We start from the raw sequence: 16520 nt of genomic DNA, 5'->3' as shown, positions 1-16520 counted from the left end.
TCCGCAGCTGCAACTTTTTGGAAAACCAAGAGTCTTATAATTATCTGTGAATTAGAAAATAAAGTAAAGTGAAGAAAGGATATGGATAGGTAATGAGAAAAATATGGAAGTTTACTCCAATATTACTTTTGCTGTTTCTGTTCCCGGCAATATCGTCAGCGGCTACCCATGCTTCGTTCATTTATTACGTGGCGAATGGCGGCAAGGGTACTGTTCCGGCACTGGTTAAGAGCGGAACTGCGTTTGTCCCGGCAAGTCTGCTGGAAGAGGCGGGTCTGCGGGTTGCCTGGGATAAGGCAGATCTGCGGGCCAAATACGTTGGATGGGAAAAAACAGTGGTTGTCACGGTTGGAAGCAAGACTGCTGTGCTTGATGGGAAAACAGTTCAATTAGGAGGAGCACCGTTCCGGTATAAAGAGCAATTATATCTTCCTGCCCGTTTCGTGGTGCAGGCGCTGGAGGGGCAGACAGTAAGCTGGGATGCGGCTCATGCTGTCTACACCGCCAAAGGGCTTGGGACCTTCGCGAGTATCAACGCAACATTTGAAGGTATCACGTATTCTGTTGTTAAAGAGTCCGGCAAGCTGTATGCCGCAAAGGGACCGGGAAAACCGCAGCTGATTGCTAAGCTCGGCTCCAAGCTGTACGAGATGGTCGAATTCAAGTTCCAGAAGACACCTGGAGGCTTAATCCACTTGACACTCTCGGATATTTACGGTGAACCTCATATCAACAATGCATGGTACACCCTGGTGATAAAGAACGGAGTGGTGATCCGGCAGGCGAGTGTCGGCTATTATAAACGGTTCGGGAATAATGTTGTCATGTATGGCAATAATCTGGTGCTTACAGATGGCAAGATTCTCCGGCTGATTGAGGACGGAACAGGGAAGGTGAAGGAGACCCTGGATCTGGCGAAGCTCGGGGGTGAAGACGATAATTATCTGGTCGAAGGAATTGATGATGATTTCCTGTTGATCCGTCCGAATCAGAAGGGGCTTCTAATGTTTATTGACCGCAAGACAGGCGGAAAGACGTTGTTGTACAAGGAGCTGTTGAATCAGGAACAGCAGCAATATGCGGAAACGAACGACGTGCCTTATTACGGAGACGAATTGAAGTTTATCAAACGTGAAGGCAATACTTTGCAGTTTAAGCTGGGCAGAGAAGATCAAATATACAACTATCGAATGAATGAATATTAAGGAGTGGCAGATTTGAACAAAGGCTTTTTTGCGGTCATTTTACTGTCTTCACTGCTCTTTGCGAACGGTTGCACTACCTCAAAGCATGTCTGATCCGATTCATTAAAGAAAGGCAAGGTGTAAGTATGGAGAGCTCCGCTGACTATTTATATCATTATTATGAGAAGTCCAGAGGCCCATTTGCCAATTTATCCGATTTGAGCGAAGCGCAGGCAGACGAAGTTCTGGAATCAATCCGCAAACAAAACGATGTGATGGCTTCCCGCCGAGATCAGGGGTATTTAGTGCGCAGACGTGAGTTAGAGGGATTAGCCAGAGAACTGTTCATCTCAAAAGGCGGGAAGCCTGTAAGAAAAGCCCCGCATTATATGGTAGTTGGCCCATGCGACTGGCTTAGTGACTGGTATAAGGAAAGTGCTTTTGTACAAATACCTATTTCACAGTTTAAACTGGACACCCTCTCATTCTCCTATGGCGATTTGTTTCCCACCTTTAGCCCGCGGGTGAATGACGGCAAGGAATATCGCAGGCAGATTTACACCTACCAAGAAATCTTAGAGCTCATTCAGAAATATGGCTTGCCTCAGGAATGGAACAGAGATGGCTCATATGGGCCGGAGAGATATATTGAAGTGCAGGTCTGGGATGATGGACCACTGGGGAGAACAGTTGAAGCTTAAAAAAAGGAATCATAGCGGAATTATGTAGATAAATATGGCGTAAGTCACAGAAATGGATTACAATAAATCCATTATTGCCCTTTGCATGGCGATGAACACTAGATTGTATAACAGAGGAGACGAGTAATGGTAAAAAACACTGCAAAAGGGCATCCGATTTTATTTTCACTCATGCTGGGGGTTCTGCTGATAGTATTGATCTCAGTCGCATCCGCAGCCGGAACCATCATGGAACTGGACGATACGGGGCTGAAGATTGCCCAAGCTGTAGCATTTTTGGTCATGGCTGTTATTGTAATGCTGTATATGACAAAAGGAGAGCACACATTAGCCCAATTCGGCTTCAGAAGCACTGGCGTGTCCAAGGCAAAAGAAGCTCTCTATTATGTACCGCTGCTTATTATCGCACTTGTACAACCTATTATGAGCGGCATCAACTTTGAGCTTTCTGCGGTCGACATTCTGGTTATTGTAATTTTCACCATGCTGGTGGGCTTTACGGAAGAATCCGTTTTCCGGGGAATCATCAGGGATAAACTGAAATTCAAGGGGCCGGTGTTTTACATCGTGTTCTCCTCCGTCTTTTTTGGTGTCCTACATATGGCTAATGCACTAAACGGAAGTAATATAATACATATCCTTTTGCAGGTCATTAATGCGCTGCTGCTCGGTTTCATATTTGCACTGCTTATTGAAACTACAAATCACATTATTCCATTGATCGTGTTTCATTTTGCCTATGATGCGCTTGCGATGATCAGCAATGAGAATCTGGACCAGGAAGTTCTGCTGGTTTCCTTCTTGAATATCTTGTATCTGATCTATGGAATCTATCTGGCTTACAACCTGGTGCGCAGAAACAAGGTCAACCATCCAGTCGGCAAAACGGTCGGGAACCACAGGTAGGTCAGGCTGCATAGAGGAAGAAACCCCTGATTCTGCAAAAAGTGGCTTGAGTGCTGCGATTAATGAATAGCTTCACCACTTATCAAAGGCGCCTTCAGCTTAATGCTGGAGGCGCCTTTTGACGTTAAGAGCCAGCGGATTCTAGACGCTGGCTTCGGCAGACGCACCGATCCTGCGGAAATCCGAGGGAGAGAACCCGGTCTCTTTTTTGAAGATACGGTTGAAGGAACGGTAGTTCTCGAACCCGATTGCTTCGGCGATTTCAAAGGTTTTCTGATCGGAGGTCAACAGCAGCAGCTTGGCCCTTTCTATCCGCAATCGGGTCAAATACTGGATAAAACTCTCGCCTACGGTTTTCTTGAACATACTGCTGAAATAAGGGACGCTGTAATTGATCGAGGCGGCCCTTCTCCCGGCAGAGCTGGGAGAAGGAGGCTATGTATATGGCGATGCGGGCAGGGGTGGGCATTGGGGGACATGCCCATTCCGATGCGCTTAGCCTGATTCTTTATGCCGGAGGACGGGAACTGCTGGCCGATTCCGGCATGGGACTGTTCGAATGGAATAAGGAACGCAAATATGCTGTATCGACAAGAGCGCATAACACGGTCGTCGTTGACGGGCAGGATCAGCATGTGCGCGGCCTGCATTGGAATACACCGCAAACCGTAGCCTGTAAAATATGGGATGCGCGTCATGGCAAGGATTATGATTATTGCTTCGCGAGTCATTATGGCTATACCCGCTATGACGATCCCGTTATCCATTCCCGTAAGGTAGTTTTTGTGAAGAACCGTTACTGGCTGATAGTGGATCTGTTTGAGGCGCAAGAGCAGCATACCTACGAGCAATATTTCCACCTGCCAATAGGCGATGCGGTAGTCCAGTGGGACCGTGGGCAGGTGCATACGAACCATAATGACAGCAATGTGCTGCTTCTATTCCCGGAACAGGAGCAGGCTGAGGATCAGCTTACACTGGAGAGCGGTCTTGATTTCAGGCAGGGTCAATATTACGTGAATCCGGTAGCGAAGCGGTCCATGTCCACTGCGGGAAGAGCGGTTTATGAAACGCTCGTTGTTCCCTATGGGACGGTCCAGCCGCAGATCCGGATCAGTAGAATGCCGGTCACGCTGGAGGGCCGGGAGTTGCCTGCGCTGGAAGCTACGGCGCTGCGGATATCCGGGGATAATTGGAGTGATGAGATTTGCCTGTATCACAACTCTGTAGACGTGAACTCCTATCTGGACCACACCGGGAATATTGTTTCCCAGGAGCTTCTGCCAGGCAAATCCGTGCTGGCCGGACTTGAATTCGCCGGGGGCAGACATTCGGATGATGTGGTCGTGAATCATAGCGTCCGGCAGAACTAAACAGGCAGACATAATAGTTTCAGGAAGACTCTGGCAAAGGCCGGAGTCTTTTTGTCTTTATTTGGGTAATACATACAGTTACATAAACAACAGAAGGCGATGCTTCCAGCACTGAACATGCTCGAAGCAGAAGCACTCTATTAACCTTTAAAGGACTGGGGGAGACTTCATGGATAAAGAAGCCAAAAAAATATTGTTAAGTACCTTCTGGACATCCGGCGGCTGGAAGAGCAGTCCGTCTCCTTACAGTGGAGCGGATTTTGAATATGCCAAAGACAAGGGCCTTATGTTCGATCCGGTGAACATCACACATGATGCGGTGATTAAGAGGTTATGTGAGCTGCACCAGAAGATCATCAGCAAAGAGTGGGCGGCCACAGCATTCTTGCACAGCTTGTCAACCCGAAAGGTCCATCTGCGGAGCGCTTTGTCGAGCTGGGCGTTAACCTCGGAGCTGGCTGTGCACAACTATGGGGAGCTTCTTGTACAACCGCCCATGTTCAGTTCTTGCGGTCACTGCAATAACGCACAGCTGATCTCAGACAAGGCCTATGTGAATCAGGACTGGAATGTGCTGAATTTTGAACGGATCAAATGGGGAGGAGTCCGCCTGAACTGGCTTCTCTATTGTTGGCTTGATCTGGAGATGCTTGCCCTGGAGGAGAACCTGCATGTCAGCCGGGAGGATCTGGACATCCTCACCGCAATGACGGATGCAGTTATGGACTGCGGCGCGAAGGATGCTGCCCGGCAGCTGGAGAAACGCTGGAAGGATGTTGTCCCTTCCAGTAAACAGGAACGCGATGTCGTGATGGAGGTTTGGGGATACGCCGGGATCCTGCCTCCATCGAACGAGCCGCGCCCGGGACGGGGCGGCAACGGCGATTTTATTTCGGTAGCCAATTGGCGGGGTGAGGATGGTTATTCCCAGGAGGCGCTTAAGTATTTTTTTGGTGCGTTTTTGTAAGGGAAGAACGTTCAGAATGAATTGTCTTATAACCAAATTCCGGAGTCTGAAAGTTAAAGCTTGATCACGGGGCAAGCAGTGCAGGTGCGATGATCTCACGGAACACATCAACAGGAGGTTTCTTTTTCCGCCGCTGATCTTCGGTCAGAACCACAACCGTCGAAAGCTCCGGCATAATATAAACAAACTGTCCTCCATACCCGCGGGCATAGAAGTATGCCTGGGAAGCTGCAGATGACTCCTGAGCAGCCGAGGTGTAGACATCAGTCCACCAATGCCAGCCATATCCGCCGCGGTAGGGGGCTTCTACATGAAGTGCGGTTTCCGTAGAGCGGTTGACCCGTTCAGGGAAAATGAGCTTTGTGTGCTCCCACATGCCCTCCTGCAAATAGAGCTGTCCCAGCTTCAGCAGGTCGGAAGGCCGCAGCTTCAGCCCGAACCCGCCCGTATGAACGCCTTGAGGATCAACCTCCCACTCATAAGCTTTAATGTCCAAAGGGCCAAACAAATAATGCTCGGCAAACTTGGCCGTGGACATGCCAGCCGCTTGCCTCAGGATGGCAGACAACAGCTGGGAAACGCCGGAGTTGTATACCATTCGTGCTCCGGGTGTGTCCGACATCGGCTGTTCCAGCACAAACCGGACCCAATCCGGAGAACGGGTCATCCGGGGGAATGAGTTCTGCCCGCCAAATTCAGTCCAGTTGAAACCGGCAGACATCGTGAGCAGATGCTCCAGTGTGATTTCTGTTTTACGATGATCCGGGTCAAGGCTAAGCTGCGGATAAAATAACGTCAGCGGCGCATCCGGCTGCGGCAGCAGCCCCTTGTCCATGGCGATGCAGATCAGTGCGGAGAGCACACTTTTGGTGCAGGAATTGATTTTGGCCAGTTCAGTGGCTGTATTAGGCGTTCTATAGTGTTCAAGTACAAGCCTGTTGTCCCGGCTGATCAGACAGCTTCGCAAATCGAGCATTGTTAGCGCTGCGGAAATTGAAGATAGATTCATTGGGTTTATCCTTTCATTATCATATCAGGAGAGTTCATGGGTGAAACCCGGCATCTGCGCGATAGTTTGCCTTTCAACCAATAATATTAACATACAAATGGAGAATTTTATGATTCAATTCAAATGGGGCTGCTGAGGGAGGAATGGCTGTCCCATCCAGTATTCAAGTGAAATCAGGAACAGCTCACAATATAACAGAATGGTTGCGGGGGAGAACAATGTCAATCTATTTGGTCAGACACGGTAAAGATGATGAGGGATTCCGCGGTGGATGGAGCCAGCGTGGGCTTATTGCAGAAGGAATTGAACAGTCGAAAAAGCTGGGGCAGTATCTTAAAGCGCACAACAATCTTTACAACATTCAGCGGGTGGTTAGCAGTGATTTAAGCCGTGCGGTTGAAACCGCAACCGAGATTGCCAGTGAACTCCGCTTACCACTCGAAAGCAGCAACAACTGGAGAGAAATGAACAATGGCCTCATCGCCGGGATGGCTCATGAACTTGTAGAGGAGCAGTATCCGGGTCTCTATTTCTCGACTTTGCGGATGGATGAGGAATTCCCGGGCGGGGAGAGTCCGATTGATTTTTTCACCCGTATACAGGCAACCTTTAAGAAGTTATGCGAGGAGCAGCTCCTCAACAAGGGGGAGGGGAACATTTTAATTGTAACCCATGGCGGAGTTATTAATATTATTTATCATATTTTAAATGGGGTAGAGTGGTCGAATAAAGGCAAAGCTTACCCTAGTACATATACCAGTCTCCATCACATCCATTATGATGCCGGAAAATGGGAGATTGCAATGGAAACGTTGAGTGTCTAATCAAAGGATCTAAATATCACATGAACACAAAAACTCCTGCAGCTAAGTATGCGGGAGTTTCTTTGCGTGCGATTATTTTCTTAATCCAGTGATTGACAATAGAGGGGGGTACTCACTATAATCATAATAGACCGACGGTCGGTCGATGAAATGGAGGATTACAATTATGCGGATTTCCAAGGAACCTGAAGAACGCAGAAACGAAATTTTAGATATGGCAGAGCTGCTTTTTTTCACCCAGGGGTATAGCAGAACTACAATTAACGATATTTTGCAGAGGATCGGAATCGCCAAGGGAACCTTCTATTATTACTTCAAATCGAAGGAGGAGGTAATGGATGCGGTGGTCATGCGGTTCATTGATGCCGGGGTCGCAGCTGCGAAAGAGATTGCCTCCGATCACAGGCTTACGGTTCATGAGAAGCTGTTGAGGATCATTATGGCACAGAAGCCGGACTCGGAAGGGAAGGAGCAACTGATTGAGCAGTTCCATCAGGCGGAGAATGCCCAGCTTCATCAAAAGAGCTTGACGGAAACCATTCTCCGGCTGACACCTGTATTGACAGAAGTCATTGAGCAGGGCATCGAGGAGCAGTTATTCCATACCGCTTATCCCAGGGAAACGGTTGAGTTTCTGCTGGTGGCTTCGCAATTTCTGCTGGATGAAGGCATCTTCCAGTGGCAGCCGGAGGAAATTCTCCGCAAGATCGAGGCTTTTATTCATATTATGGAAACCTCTCTGGGTGCCAAGCAGGGCAGCTTCGCCTATGTCACACAAATGTTCGGGCAGCCGCCCGTAGCTGATGGAAAGGATGAGAGGGCGGGGATAAAGGATGGGGAAACAGAACAATAAATCCTTCAGCAAGTTTCTGGTGTTATGGACAGGAGAATGGATATCCAGTATGGGCAGTGGGCTGACCGCTTTTGCTCTGGGTGTTTATGTGTACCAGATGACAGGGACTGCGGCCAGTGTAGCGCTGGTAACGCTCTGCGCTTTTCTGCCTTCCATTCTGCTCAGTCCAATCGGCGGCGTGCTGGCTGACCGCTTTGACCGGCGGCTGATGATGATCACGGGTGATCTATGCTCCGCATTTGGACTTGTCTTCCTACTGTTTCTCATGCTGCTGGGCGATCCGCCCGTTTGGCAAATTTGTCTCGGAGTGGCCTTCAGCTCCATATTCGTATCCTTGCTCGAACCGGCTTACAAGGCGACCATTACCGATTTATTGACCGAGGAGCAGTTTGCCAAGGCCAGCGGGCTGGTGCAGCTTGCAGCCTCCTCCAAATATCTTCTCTCTCCGCTGATTGCCGGGGTGTTGCTTGGCTACATGGATATAAAGGCTGTGCTGATTATAGATATCTCTACTTTTGTGGTGACCGTGCTTGCGGTGCTGGCTGTGAAAAAGAACCTGCAGGCTGAGTTTCCAGCGAAAACACGGCAGTCCTTTGCAAGAGAGCTGAAGGAGGGTTGGGATACGCTCGTTTCCGTGAAAGGTGTTCTACAGCTTACGGTCATTTTATCGCTGGTTACATTCTATATGGGTTTTCTCCAGACCTTGTTTACACCGCTCTTACTGCCGTTTACAGATACGCAAACCCTGGGCACAGTGGAATCGGTAAGTGCGATTGGCATGCTGATCGGCAGTCTGTTCATCGGGATGTTCAGCATTAAGGGCCGATATGCCAGGGTGCTGGCTGTAAGCCTGGGATTCGCCGGAGGTTTCTTTGCACTGGTTGGTCTGACTACAAATCTATATTTTATCGCTGCAGCCGGATTGTTGTTCTTCGCGGCACTACCCTTCATTAACACCTGTGCTGACGTGCTGATCCGAAAAAATATCGCCGCCGAAGCACAAGGCCGTGCTTGGGGGATCATTGGCATTCTTTCACAGCTCGGGTATGTGGCCGCTTATGCTGTAGCCGGGGTGCTGGCAGATCATGTCTTTAATCCACTGCTGCGCAGCGGGGGAAGTCTTGCTTCCTCAGTGGGCAAGGTGCTGGGTACAGGAGAAGGCCGGGGTATCGGACTCCTGTTCATCGTCTGCGGTTTGCTGATAGTAATTGTGGCGGTGATTGTTCCAAGAATCAAATCTATTCGGGCTCTTGAACAACAACATTAATGAGTTTCTATATCGGAGAAGGAGGCAAGACAGCCAGATGCTGCTGCAAATCGTAAAAAGAGATGTTCTACGCAATAAAATCATCACCGGCGGATTGTTCGTTTTTATTATGCTGTCTTCGCTGCTGGTTGCTTCTGCCTCGCACATCATTATGGAACTGACCGGCTCGCTGAATCAGCTCCTGGCAACATCCAAGGCTCCCCATTTTGTGCAAATGCATTCCGGGACCCTAGATGATTCCGCCCTTAAACGTTTTGTTTCGGAAAATCCGCTTGTACAGGATCAGCAGACGGTGGAGATGCTTACGGTCGACGGCTCAAATGTGTACTTGGGCAATCCGGAAAAGTCGGAAGCCGCCAGCGTCATGGATATCGGTTTTGTGAAGCAGAATCAGAATTTCGATCTGCTGCTGAATCTGGATAATCAGGTGATCACGGTTTCACGCGGCGAAATTGCCGTTCCTATCTACTATAAGGGACAGAAGCAGCTGCACATCGGGGATAAGGTCAATGTTACCTCCGGGTCCTTTACCAGAGAGTTCGTGATCGTTGATTTTGTCCGGGATGTTCAAATGAATCCGGCGATTGTCAGCTCCAAACGTTTTGTCGTAAATGAGGCGGATTACACAGCGCTGCGGGGGAACGTTGGTGAAGTGGAATATCTGATTGAATTTCAGCTCAAGGATAGCAGCAAGCTTACTGAGTTCCGTAATAGCTATCAATCTGCCGGCCTGCCAGATAAAGGACCGACCATTGATTACCCTTTATTTAAGACGCTAAATGCTCTAACCGACGGAATTATAGCCCTTGTCATTATACTGGTGAGCCTCCTGCTTATGGTGATTGCTATCCTGTGTCTCAGATTTACGATGATCGCCTCCATGGAGGAGGATTACAGGGAGATCGGAGTCATGAAAGCAATCGGACTGCCGCGGCAGGATATCAGAAGAATCTATATGGCCAAATACATCATACTGGCCGCTTTGGCTTCATGCTGCGGCTATGGATTGTCCCTTTTTACTGCACGGTTGTTTACAGCCAACATTAGCCTGTACCTGGGCGCGGCTCCGAAGGGTCTGCTTCAGTATATTGTTCCTTTACTCGCTGTCAGTCTGAGCTTCGGGATTGTTGTGCTCTTTTGCAGGCTGATCCTTAGAAGGTTCAACCGGATCACAGCCATTGAAGCCTTGCGGTCAGGTACTGCCGGGGTGGGGAGAACACATACGTCATCGTTTACACTCAGCAACCGTAAATGGCTGCCTGTGAATGGTTTTTTAGGGTTAAAAGACGTGTACAGCCGCTTCAGCATGTTCGGAGTGTTGCTGCTGGTTGTGGTCATCTGTCTGTTTATGATCATCATGCCGGTGAATTTGTTGAATACGCTGCGCTCCCCGCACTTTATATCCTATATGGGCGTAGGACAGAGCACCATCCGGATTGATCTTCAGCAGTCAGGCGATACCGCCCGGCGGTTTGAACAAATGCTCACAACACTTAAGAAGGATCCAGACATCAAGAAACTATCGCCGCTGATTACCTCCCGGTTTAAGGTACTGGGAAGTGATGACGTCTGGGAGAATATCAATGTGGAAACAGGAGATTTCTCCATCTTTCCTTTGTCATACATAGAAGGGGGCGCCCCGGAAGGCGGAAGTGCAATCGCCCTGTCTGATCTGAACGCTAAGGAGCTGAATAAACGGGTCGGGGATACGCTTCTTATCAAGGCTGGAGGGAAAGAACGGCAGCTGACAGTAAGCGGAATCTATCAGGATATCACCAATGGAGGGCGGACGGCCAAAGCGCAGCTGCCTTATGATCCAAAGACTGTAATGTGGTATGTGGTAGCGGTGGATGTACAGCCTGAAATTCCGGTCGCCGGGAAAATAGAAGAGTTGGCCGGGGCATTCTATCCGGCTAAAATCACTTATCTGGACAGCTATTTAGCTCAGACCCTGGGGAATACGGTTAAGCAGCTGCGGATGGTTACTATACTCGCGATCACCATTTCCATCTCGATAGCGGTACTGATTACGTCCTTGTTTCTAAAAATGCTGCTGGCGAAGGATTCCACACAAATTACAATCTTGCGAAGCATCGGGTTCACGGTCGCTGATATCCGCCGGCAATATCTGGCCAGAACGCTGCTGATCGCCGGTCTTGGCAGCCTGCTTGGGATCTTGACGGCCGGGACGATCGGTCAAAGTCTGGTGCATGTTCTCGGATCATTCCTGGGTGCTTCCCGAATTCAGCTTGAGGTTGATCCGGTGCTGGCCTATCTGATTCTTCCGGTTAGCCTCATGCTGGCCGTGGCGGTTACTACTATAGGAAGTACAGGATCCATACACAAGTCCGGGTTCACGAATAAAATAGCCGACTGAGGGGGCGACAACTGGATGCATATATTAGAAACTAAGGGATTAAGCAAAACTTATTCAAACGGGCAAGGAACGCAGCAGCCTGTATTAAAAGAGATCAACCTGCAGATTCCACAGGGGGAGTTCACAGCAGTGATGGGACCTTCAGGCTCCGGCAAATCAACATTGTTGTATACATTAAGCGGTATGGATACAATGACTGCGGGCAGTGTCCTTTTTAAGGGGCAGGAGATCAGCTCCCTTTCCGAAACCGAACTGGCGGCGCTGCGCCTGTATAGTATGGGATTCATTTTTCAGCAGATGCATCTGTTAAAAAATCTGAATATCCGCGACAATATCATCCTGTCCGCTTACCGGGCGAAAAAGACCAGCCGTAGAGCCATCAATGCAAGAGCTGCCGATCTTATGAAAAGGACAGGCATTTCCGCATTGGCTGACCGGGGAATAACAGAGGTGTCCGGCGGACAATCACAGAGAGTGGCGATCTGCAGGGCGCTGATCAATCAGCCGGATATTCTGTTTGGCGATGAGCCTACAGGAGCACTGAACTCCAAGGCTGCCGGTGAGATCATGGAAATCCTGGGGGAGATTAACCGTTCGGGAACAACAATTCTTCTGGTTACCCATGATGCCAAGGTCGCTGCTGGTGCAGAGCGGGTGCTCTACATGCTGGATGGCCGAATGGCTTCGGAGCATTGGCTGGGCAAATATCATAAAGAAAAAGGTGATCTTAAGCAGAGGGAAGAGAAGTTGTCCTCATGGCTGCGGACCCTGGAGTTCTGAGCGATAGACTAAGGAATGAAATTTGCATCACCCTCTCAGCCGGGATTCATTGTGCAACTCCGGCGAAAGGGTGATACTATTTACTTAGATCAAATGTCATAGGATATCCACAGAATTTAATAAAATTTTCCAGTATAATGTAAGCGATATCATTATGGAATCGGCCTGCATTTCCAGGATCATCCGTGCCATATGACAGCAGTCCGATTACTCTGTTTAAGGGAGTCGATTTAATGCTGATCTTTAAGAGGATTTCGTTTAACAACTGGTTATTTACTGTTTTGGCTCTGCAGTATGCTCTCATGCATCTTTTCAAGCTCCACATTCCGGATTCGGTTAAGTTGTCTGAGATCATTATTTTTATCGTTTACACCGTTTCGGAGATTACATTGTTTATCTACCGGGGCAGACGGGCAGCCGTTGGAGCTGTTTCCGGAATGATCCCGCTTTTTTTTGCGGTGCTTTGGACTGTCGCCTTCTTTTCTCATTTTCAAAGCGAAAATTATGTGGCAGAACTTACGGTCATTAACTCGGTAGGAATGTTCACCGCCTTTTTTATTTTGCTGTTTGAATACATATTTCTGATCAGGGATTAATATTTTCGGCTTCAGATCACCAGCCGTCTTGGAATCTCAAGGCGGTTTTTGCGTATTTACGCACAATAGTCCAAAATTCAAAGGAATTCTTAGGTCTGGGCGGTTCATTGCAAGAGATCAGGATTTTCCAGGTATTGCGACAGAATACATAATATTATGAAGGTTTAATTTTTAGGCGTAATACGTTAAGATATAGACATCACCAAATGGTAACCACAAAGAACAGCAGCAAGCGGTTACAGGTGATGGACTCATTCCTAAATTTAGAAATGAATGTAGGAAAGGAGAGGCCCCGATGTACTACCGTTAGCGATGCATGCCGGAATCGGCTGCTGCTGGAGAAGGTGTAAGTGACGACATCTTTTCGCAGACCGTGGGTATGCGGGAATCCAGAGGTAACCATGAACAAGGAACAGCTATTCAAGCAGGATTCATCTTGCGGAAGAAGGAGCGTGATTCCATTGAAAAAGGTTAGCGATGCGTACTAAACACGATGGCTCACAGTAGGGAAAACGTCCGTGAAAACGTTTTTCGTGACATCGAGTACGCGGGAACTCATCCCATATGCAGGACATGGAGCAACACTCCGAAAGGGAGCGCACGGGGACTACCGAAATATGAATAACAATCACCATGTCAGGGATATGGATTGTTGCTGGAGGAAATGATTGAATTGAAGAACGGATTGAACACATAAATCCCCGTTTACCTTAGGCTGAAGGTAAGCGGGGATTTATGCGTTCCTACGGCAAATCGGGGACGACTGTCATGTCTTGTCGAAATATGAAAAGACACAGAATTGTGAAAAGATTCACGTGACTATTATAAAATTTTAATATATAATAAATTTATAAAAAGAATTTAGGGGGATTTGAGATGAAACTATTTAAAAGTTTGCTAGTAGCAGGAGTATCGGTTGCATTGTTGTCGGGTTGTGGTGCGAATAATGAAAAGGCGGCAAATGAGGCAGCAACTGCTTCTCCAGCAGCAGCTCAGACAGATGCTACATCGGCAGCTTCCATCGTTAATGAAGCGGCTGCATTTACTAAGGCTGTAAGTGCAGAAGGAACCTGGATCGTTGCTATTCTAAATGATGTGACTGTTGATCAAGACGTTGTTGTAGCCGGTGAGTTCCATGATAAAGGTGTTGCTGAGAATGCAATTTACCGCAAGCTTGCTCTTTATGCACAGGATGCGGATCACAAAGTTACTGCAAATTACACACTTACCGCACCTAAGGTTACCGTACAAAGTGAAAACTTCAGAGTGCAAGGCGGAACCATCAAAGGTGATGTATATGTAGAAGCAAAAGGTTTTAACCTGCACGAATCCTCTACAATTGATGGTAACCTCTACTTTGCCAGCGAAGATGTGAAAGCATCCGCAGCAGTGGATGGTAAAGTAACTGGAGCAACCGAAGTTAAGTAAATTCATTTACTGCAATCATACTTTTTTACAAAAACCTGCAGACAGTGCCACGATGGCACTACGTCTGCAGGTTTTTTTAAAATATAGAATTTATATGCTTCACACTATAAATTATCCTTCTATTTCTCGCTGAAACGGATACCGTCCTTTTGAGAACGGCGAAGCCGTTTCCACTTGTGACAATCCAGTCAATTCTGATAAATCCTATATGGTACAATATGGATGGACTGCGATCCTTATACATAGGAGGTTTAGTGTGAAAAAAAGAACGATTGGATTAATCCTGCTACTAATAATCATTTTAGGTTTAGTGGGCTATAGAAGATATTTCTATCAATTTATGGATCTTGGGAAAGCCACCCTATTTAGTGGTCCCATTGAGTCACCCGAAGGTGAGTATAATGCACGCGCGTATTATATCCCATATGGTGGCGCTGCAGGCGGTGTAATGTATCTTGTCGAAGTCGAGCAAACCAAGACAGGCGTGAAGAAAATCATATATTCCAGCGAGCACAAAGACAAATTTTCAATGGACTGGCAAGCTTCGGATATCCTCTCGATCACAAATGAAAGTCCAGAATATAAAGAATATCGGAATATTGAACTGAAGGTGAATACCGAGATCTATGAGGAGTCAGGATCTGCTTGCCGAAGCCTCCTGCTTAAAGACCAATATGAAACCTGCTATCAAGACGTGAAGGAGTAGACCCGTTATGTTGAAGAAGATAGGATTAACCCTTCTGGTCACTCCTTTGGTTATTATAGTGTTATTCGTTTCCCTGTTCCTGATTATTCCATTGGTTAACAATGTGAACTTATCCAAGTTCGAGAAACAATTCAGCAAACATCAGCTCCCGCCTGAAACCACGATTGTAGAAAGGGAGTCTATACTTGGCAAACTGAATGGAAACGGCAACGGGTTGGACTTTTTGGCTGCAATTCTAGTGGATTCTTCATTATCTGTGGACGAGCTGACAAGCTATTACACCAAGGAAACCTTTAAAAATGCCAAGCGGAGCGGAGAATACCCGGTCATCACTGAAGTACTGCCTGTTACAGGAGCTGCTGTGGATTCGGTACATTTGGAACACGGCTCTTTGACCTTTGGTACATTAAAAGACATCGCAGATTACTCCGGTTATTACTTTATCATTTTGTACGATGGAGGATATGATGCCTCGTTTGATATTCGGGGACATTAATTTACGTGAATGGGGAGGTTGAATAGGTAGTGCTTGTGTCCAAAAAAATAATGATCGTATTGATCTTGTCAGTATTCACACTTGGCGGATGCTCCAGCTCATCCTCTACAGCGTTAGAAGAGCAGGGTTCCTCCACAGCCGCGCCTGCGGTTCAACAGTCCTATGATTTGTCCACACTCCATATGGACTTGCCGGCAAACTGGGGATTGGATACGTCCGATCCGAAGGTTTATGTAATTAAAGATGAGCAAGGTGAGGCCAGGGGCGAAGTATCGGCCAGTGAATTTGTGGAGAACTTTGATTTTAAGAAAATGGTAATGCCCAATCACAGCTCGCTGACTTCTGAGGAGGAGCTTGATATTCCAATGGGAACAAGCAGATTATTTACTTTGGATGCCGACAACGGCTCTGCAGCGTCCGGGCTTACAGGGACTCATGATACCTATTATGCGGTGATCCCGCATAAAGAAGAAATTATATATATATTGAATTTTTCCAACAATGATAAAGCTGCGGAAACCAAACAGGAATTTATCGGGATATTGACAGGCCTCCGAATAAAGGACACCAGGATCAAGAGCATCAGGCTGGAATGTGCTGATTTATGCAAAGAAGGGACGGACAAGTCTGGACCATTTACTGAAAAAAATTACACCGATGAAGATGAACTTGAAGTCTTTGCAAATGCCTTGAACAAGGCAGTGAAAATGAATGGTGAACTGAATTATGTTACATATTTTCTAATGCATATTTCTTACCTTGACGGCACGCAAAAAAAGTATGTACTAAACATTTCGAATAGCGAACAAGAGGGGATAACGGGTCTGCTGGTAGATACTGAAGACAGTGGACAGGGGTATGAGATCCCAGAGAGAATTCATAATGAGTTAAGGGCAATGATTTTTTGAACTGGGCAATGGCGGTACGGACAAAGGACCAGCAGACGAAGCTTCTGTTGACGCTTCAGCATTGTGCCAGCGGTGTACAGACTCCCACACACGGCCAATCATGGCAGGAATAGAGGGTATACAGAAAAACCCGGGCAATTATCGC

Annotated in this window: 17 protein-coding genes; 15 read left to right on the top strand and 2 right to left on the bottom strand. The window is 47.5% G+C overall.

The genetic code is table 11. The annotated features are described in order from the left end of the window. Positions 1–92: 92 nt before the first annotated feature. From H70357_RS21930 to H70357_RS21920, 3 genes are all read left to right on the top strand, one after another. Positions 93–1205: a copper amine oxidase N-terminal domain-containing protein gene (locus H70357_RS21930; protein ID WP_052092179.1), complete on the top strand. Its 1113-nt coding sequence runs from the start codon at positions 93–95 to the stop codon at positions 1203–1205. A gap of 125 nt (positions 1206–1330) precedes the next feature. Continuing rightward, positions 1331–1885 (top strand): hypothetical protein, encoded by a 555-nt coding sequence (locus tag H70357_RS21925; RefSeq protein ID WP_038594106.1) that lies wholly within the window; start codon positions 1331–1333, stop codon positions 1883–1885. Between the two features lie 126 nt (positions 1886–2011). Next, positions 2012–2791, top strand: coding sequence for a CPBP family intramembrane glutamic endopeptidase (locus H70357_RS21920; RefSeq protein WP_052092178.1), 780 nt, complete (start codon positions 2012–2014; stop codon positions 2789–2791). A gap of 141 nt (positions 2792–2932) precedes the next feature. On the opposite strand, the gene H70357_RS21915 is transcribed toward H70357_RS21920, so the two are convergent. Further along, positions 2933–3187 carry a helix-turn-helix domain-containing protein gene (locus tag H70357_RS21915; protein WP_269322572.1) on the bottom strand — a complete coding sequence of 85 codons (255 nt, stop codon included), beginning with the start codon at positions 3185–3187 and terminating at the stop codon, positions 2933–2935. 41 nt (positions 3188–3228) lie between these two features. Between H70357_RS21915 and H70357_RS21910 the strand changes: the two genes are divergently transcribed. Beyond that, on the top strand, positions 3229–4164 hold the full coding sequence (locus H70357_RS21910) for a heparinase II/III family protein (RefSeq protein WP_081965881.1): 936 nt from the start codon (positions 3229–3231) through the stop codon (positions 4162–4164). A 169-nt stretch (positions 4165–4333) separates the two neighbouring features. Then, positions 4334–5131: a hypothetical protein gene (locus H70357_RS21905; protein WP_038594098.1), complete on the top strand. Its 798-nt coding sequence runs from the start codon at positions 4334–4336 to the stop codon at positions 5129–5131. Between the two features lie 64 nt (positions 5132–5195). On the opposite strand, the gene H70357_RS21900 is transcribed toward H70357_RS21905, so the two are convergent. Next, positions 5196–6140, bottom strand: a complete 945-nt coding sequence (locus H70357_RS21900; protein WP_052092177.1) for a serine hydrolase domain-containing protein — start codon at positions 6138–6140, stop codon at positions 5196–5198. Between the two features lie 218 nt (positions 6141–6358). On the opposite strand from H70357_RS21900, the gene H70357_RS21895 reads away from it, so the two are divergent. The 10 genes from H70357_RS21895 to H70357_RS21850 all read left to right on the top strand — a co-directional run bounded on the left by H70357_RS21895 (position 6359) and on the right by H70357_RS21850 (position 16375). Continuing rightward, positions 6359–6964: a histidine phosphatase family protein gene (locus H70357_RS21895; RefSeq protein ID WP_038594095.1), complete on the top strand. Its 606-nt coding sequence runs from the start codon at positions 6359–6361 to the stop codon at positions 6962–6964. Positions 6965–7130: 166 nt separating this feature from the next. Further along, entirely contained in the window at positions 7131–7817 is a 687-nt protein-coding gene (locus H70357_RS21890; RefSeq protein WP_052092176.1) for a TetR/AcrR family transcriptional regulator, read from the top strand. Then, complete coding sequence (locus H70357_RS21885; RefSeq protein WP_038594092.1) at positions 7798–9084, top strand: MFS transporter; 1287 nt, start codon at positions 7798–7800, stop codon at positions 9082–9084. The genes H70357_RS21890 and H70357_RS21885 overlap by 20 nt, the downstream gene beginning before the upstream one ends. A 37-nt stretch (positions 9085–9121) precedes the next feature. Then, positions 9122–11461, top strand: coding sequence for an ABC transporter permease (locus H70357_RS21880; protein ID WP_038594089.1), 2340 nt, complete (start codon positions 9122–9124; stop codon positions 11459–11461). Positions 11462–11476: 15 nt separating this feature from the next. Continuing rightward, positions 11477–12241: an ABC transporter ATP-binding protein gene (locus tag H70357_RS21875; RefSeq protein ID WP_038594085.1), complete on the top strand. Its 765-nt coding sequence runs from the start codon at positions 11477–11479 to the stop codon at positions 12239–12241. Positions 12242–12474: 233 nt separating this feature from the next. Beyond that, positions 12475–12837 carry a hypothetical protein gene (locus tag H70357_RS21870; RefSeq protein WP_038594082.1) on the top strand — a complete coding sequence of 121 codons (363 nt, stop codon included), beginning with the start codon at positions 12475–12477 and terminating at the stop codon, positions 12835–12837. Between the two features lie 876 nt (positions 12838–13713). Next, the gene (locus tag H70357_RS21865; protein WP_038594079.1) at positions 13714–14265 is read left to right on the top strand and encodes a hypothetical protein; all 552 of its coding nucleotides are present in this window, start codon (positions 13714–13716) and stop codon (positions 14263–14265) included. 256 nt (positions 14266–14521) lie between these two features. Continuing rightward, a complete protein-coding gene (locus H70357_RS21860; RefSeq protein ID WP_052092175.1) occupies positions 14522–14971 on the top strand; it encodes a DUF5412 family protein in 450 nt (149 codons plus the stop codon). A gap of 7 nt (positions 14972–14978) precedes the next feature. After that, entirely contained in the window at positions 14979–15467 is a 489-nt protein-coding gene (locus H70357_RS21855; protein ID WP_038594076.1) for a hypothetical protein, read from the top strand. Positions 15468–15673: 206 nt separating this feature from the next. Next, on the top strand, positions 15674–16375 hold the full coding sequence (locus tag H70357_RS21850; protein ID WP_156130921.1) for a YhfM domain-containing protein: 702 nt from the start codon (positions 15674–15676) through the stop codon (positions 16373–16375). The last annotated feature ends 145 nt before the right edge of the window (positions 16376–16520 follow it).

Origin of the sequence: Paenibacillus sp. FSL H7-0357 (genome assembly GCF_000758525.1) — a bacterium.
GTDB lineage: Bacteria > Bacillota > Bacilli > Paenibacillales > Paenibacillaceae > Paenibacillus_AQ.
This window is presented reverse-complemented; position numbering and strand designations above follow the sequence as displayed.

Excerpts from the sequence above, each read along its gene's own strand:
- H70357_RS21905 (WP_038594098.1), top strand. The coding sequence starts at position 4,334 with ATGGATAAAGAAGCCAAAAAAATATTGTTAAGTACCTTCTGGACATCC.
- H70357_RS21925 (WP_038594106.1), top strand. The coding sequence starts at position 1,331 with ATGGAGAGCTCCGCTGACTATTTATATCATTATTATGAGAAGTCCAGA.
- H70357_RS21865 (WP_038594079.1), top strand. The coding sequence starts at position 13,714 with ATGAAACTATTTAAAAGTTTGCTAGTAGCAGGAGTATCGGTTGCATTG.
- H70357_RS21870 (WP_038594082.1), top strand. The coding sequence starts at position 12,475 with ATGCTGATCTTTAAGAGGATTTCGTTTAACAACTGGTTATTTACTGTT.
- H70357_RS21910 (WP_081965881.1), top strand. The coding sequence starts at position 3,229 with ATGTATATGGCGATGCGGGCAGGGGTGGGCATTGGGGGACATGCCCAT.
- H70357_RS21855 (WP_038594076.1), top strand. The coding sequence starts at position 14,979 with ATGTTGAAGAAGATAGGATTAACCCTTCTGGTCACTCCTTTGGTTATT.
- H70357_RS21890 (WP_052092176.1), top strand. The coding sequence starts at position 7,131 with ATGCGGATTTCCAAGGAACCTGAAGAACGCAGAAACGAAATTTTAGAT.
- H70357_RS21875 (WP_038594085.1), top strand. The coding sequence starts at position 11,477 with ATGCATATATTAGAAACTAAGGGATTAAGCAAAACTTATTCAAACGGG.
- H70357_RS21880 (WP_038594089.1), top strand. The coding sequence starts at position 9,122 with ATGCTGCTGCAAATCGTAAAAAGAGATGTTCTACGCAATAAAATCATC.
- H70357_RS21895 (WP_038594095.1), top strand. The coding sequence starts at position 6,359 with ATGTCAATCTATTTGGTCAGACACGGTAAAGATGATGAGGGATTCCGC.
- H70357_RS21920 (WP_052092178.1), top strand. The coding sequence starts at position 2,012 with ATGGTAAAAAACACTGCAAAAGGGCATCCGATTTTATTTTCACTCATG.
- H70357_RS21900 (WP_052092177.1), bottom strand. The coding sequence starts at position 6,140 with ATGAATCTATCTTCAATTTCCGCAGCGCTAACAATGCTCGATTTGCGA.
- H70357_RS21930 (WP_052092179.1), top strand. The coding sequence starts at position 93 with ATGAGAAAAATATGGAAGTTTACTCCAATATTACTTTTGCTGTTTCTG.
- H70357_RS21885 (WP_038594092.1), top strand. The coding sequence starts at position 7,798 with ATGGGGAAACAGAACAATAAATCCTTCAGCAAGTTTCTGGTGTTATGG.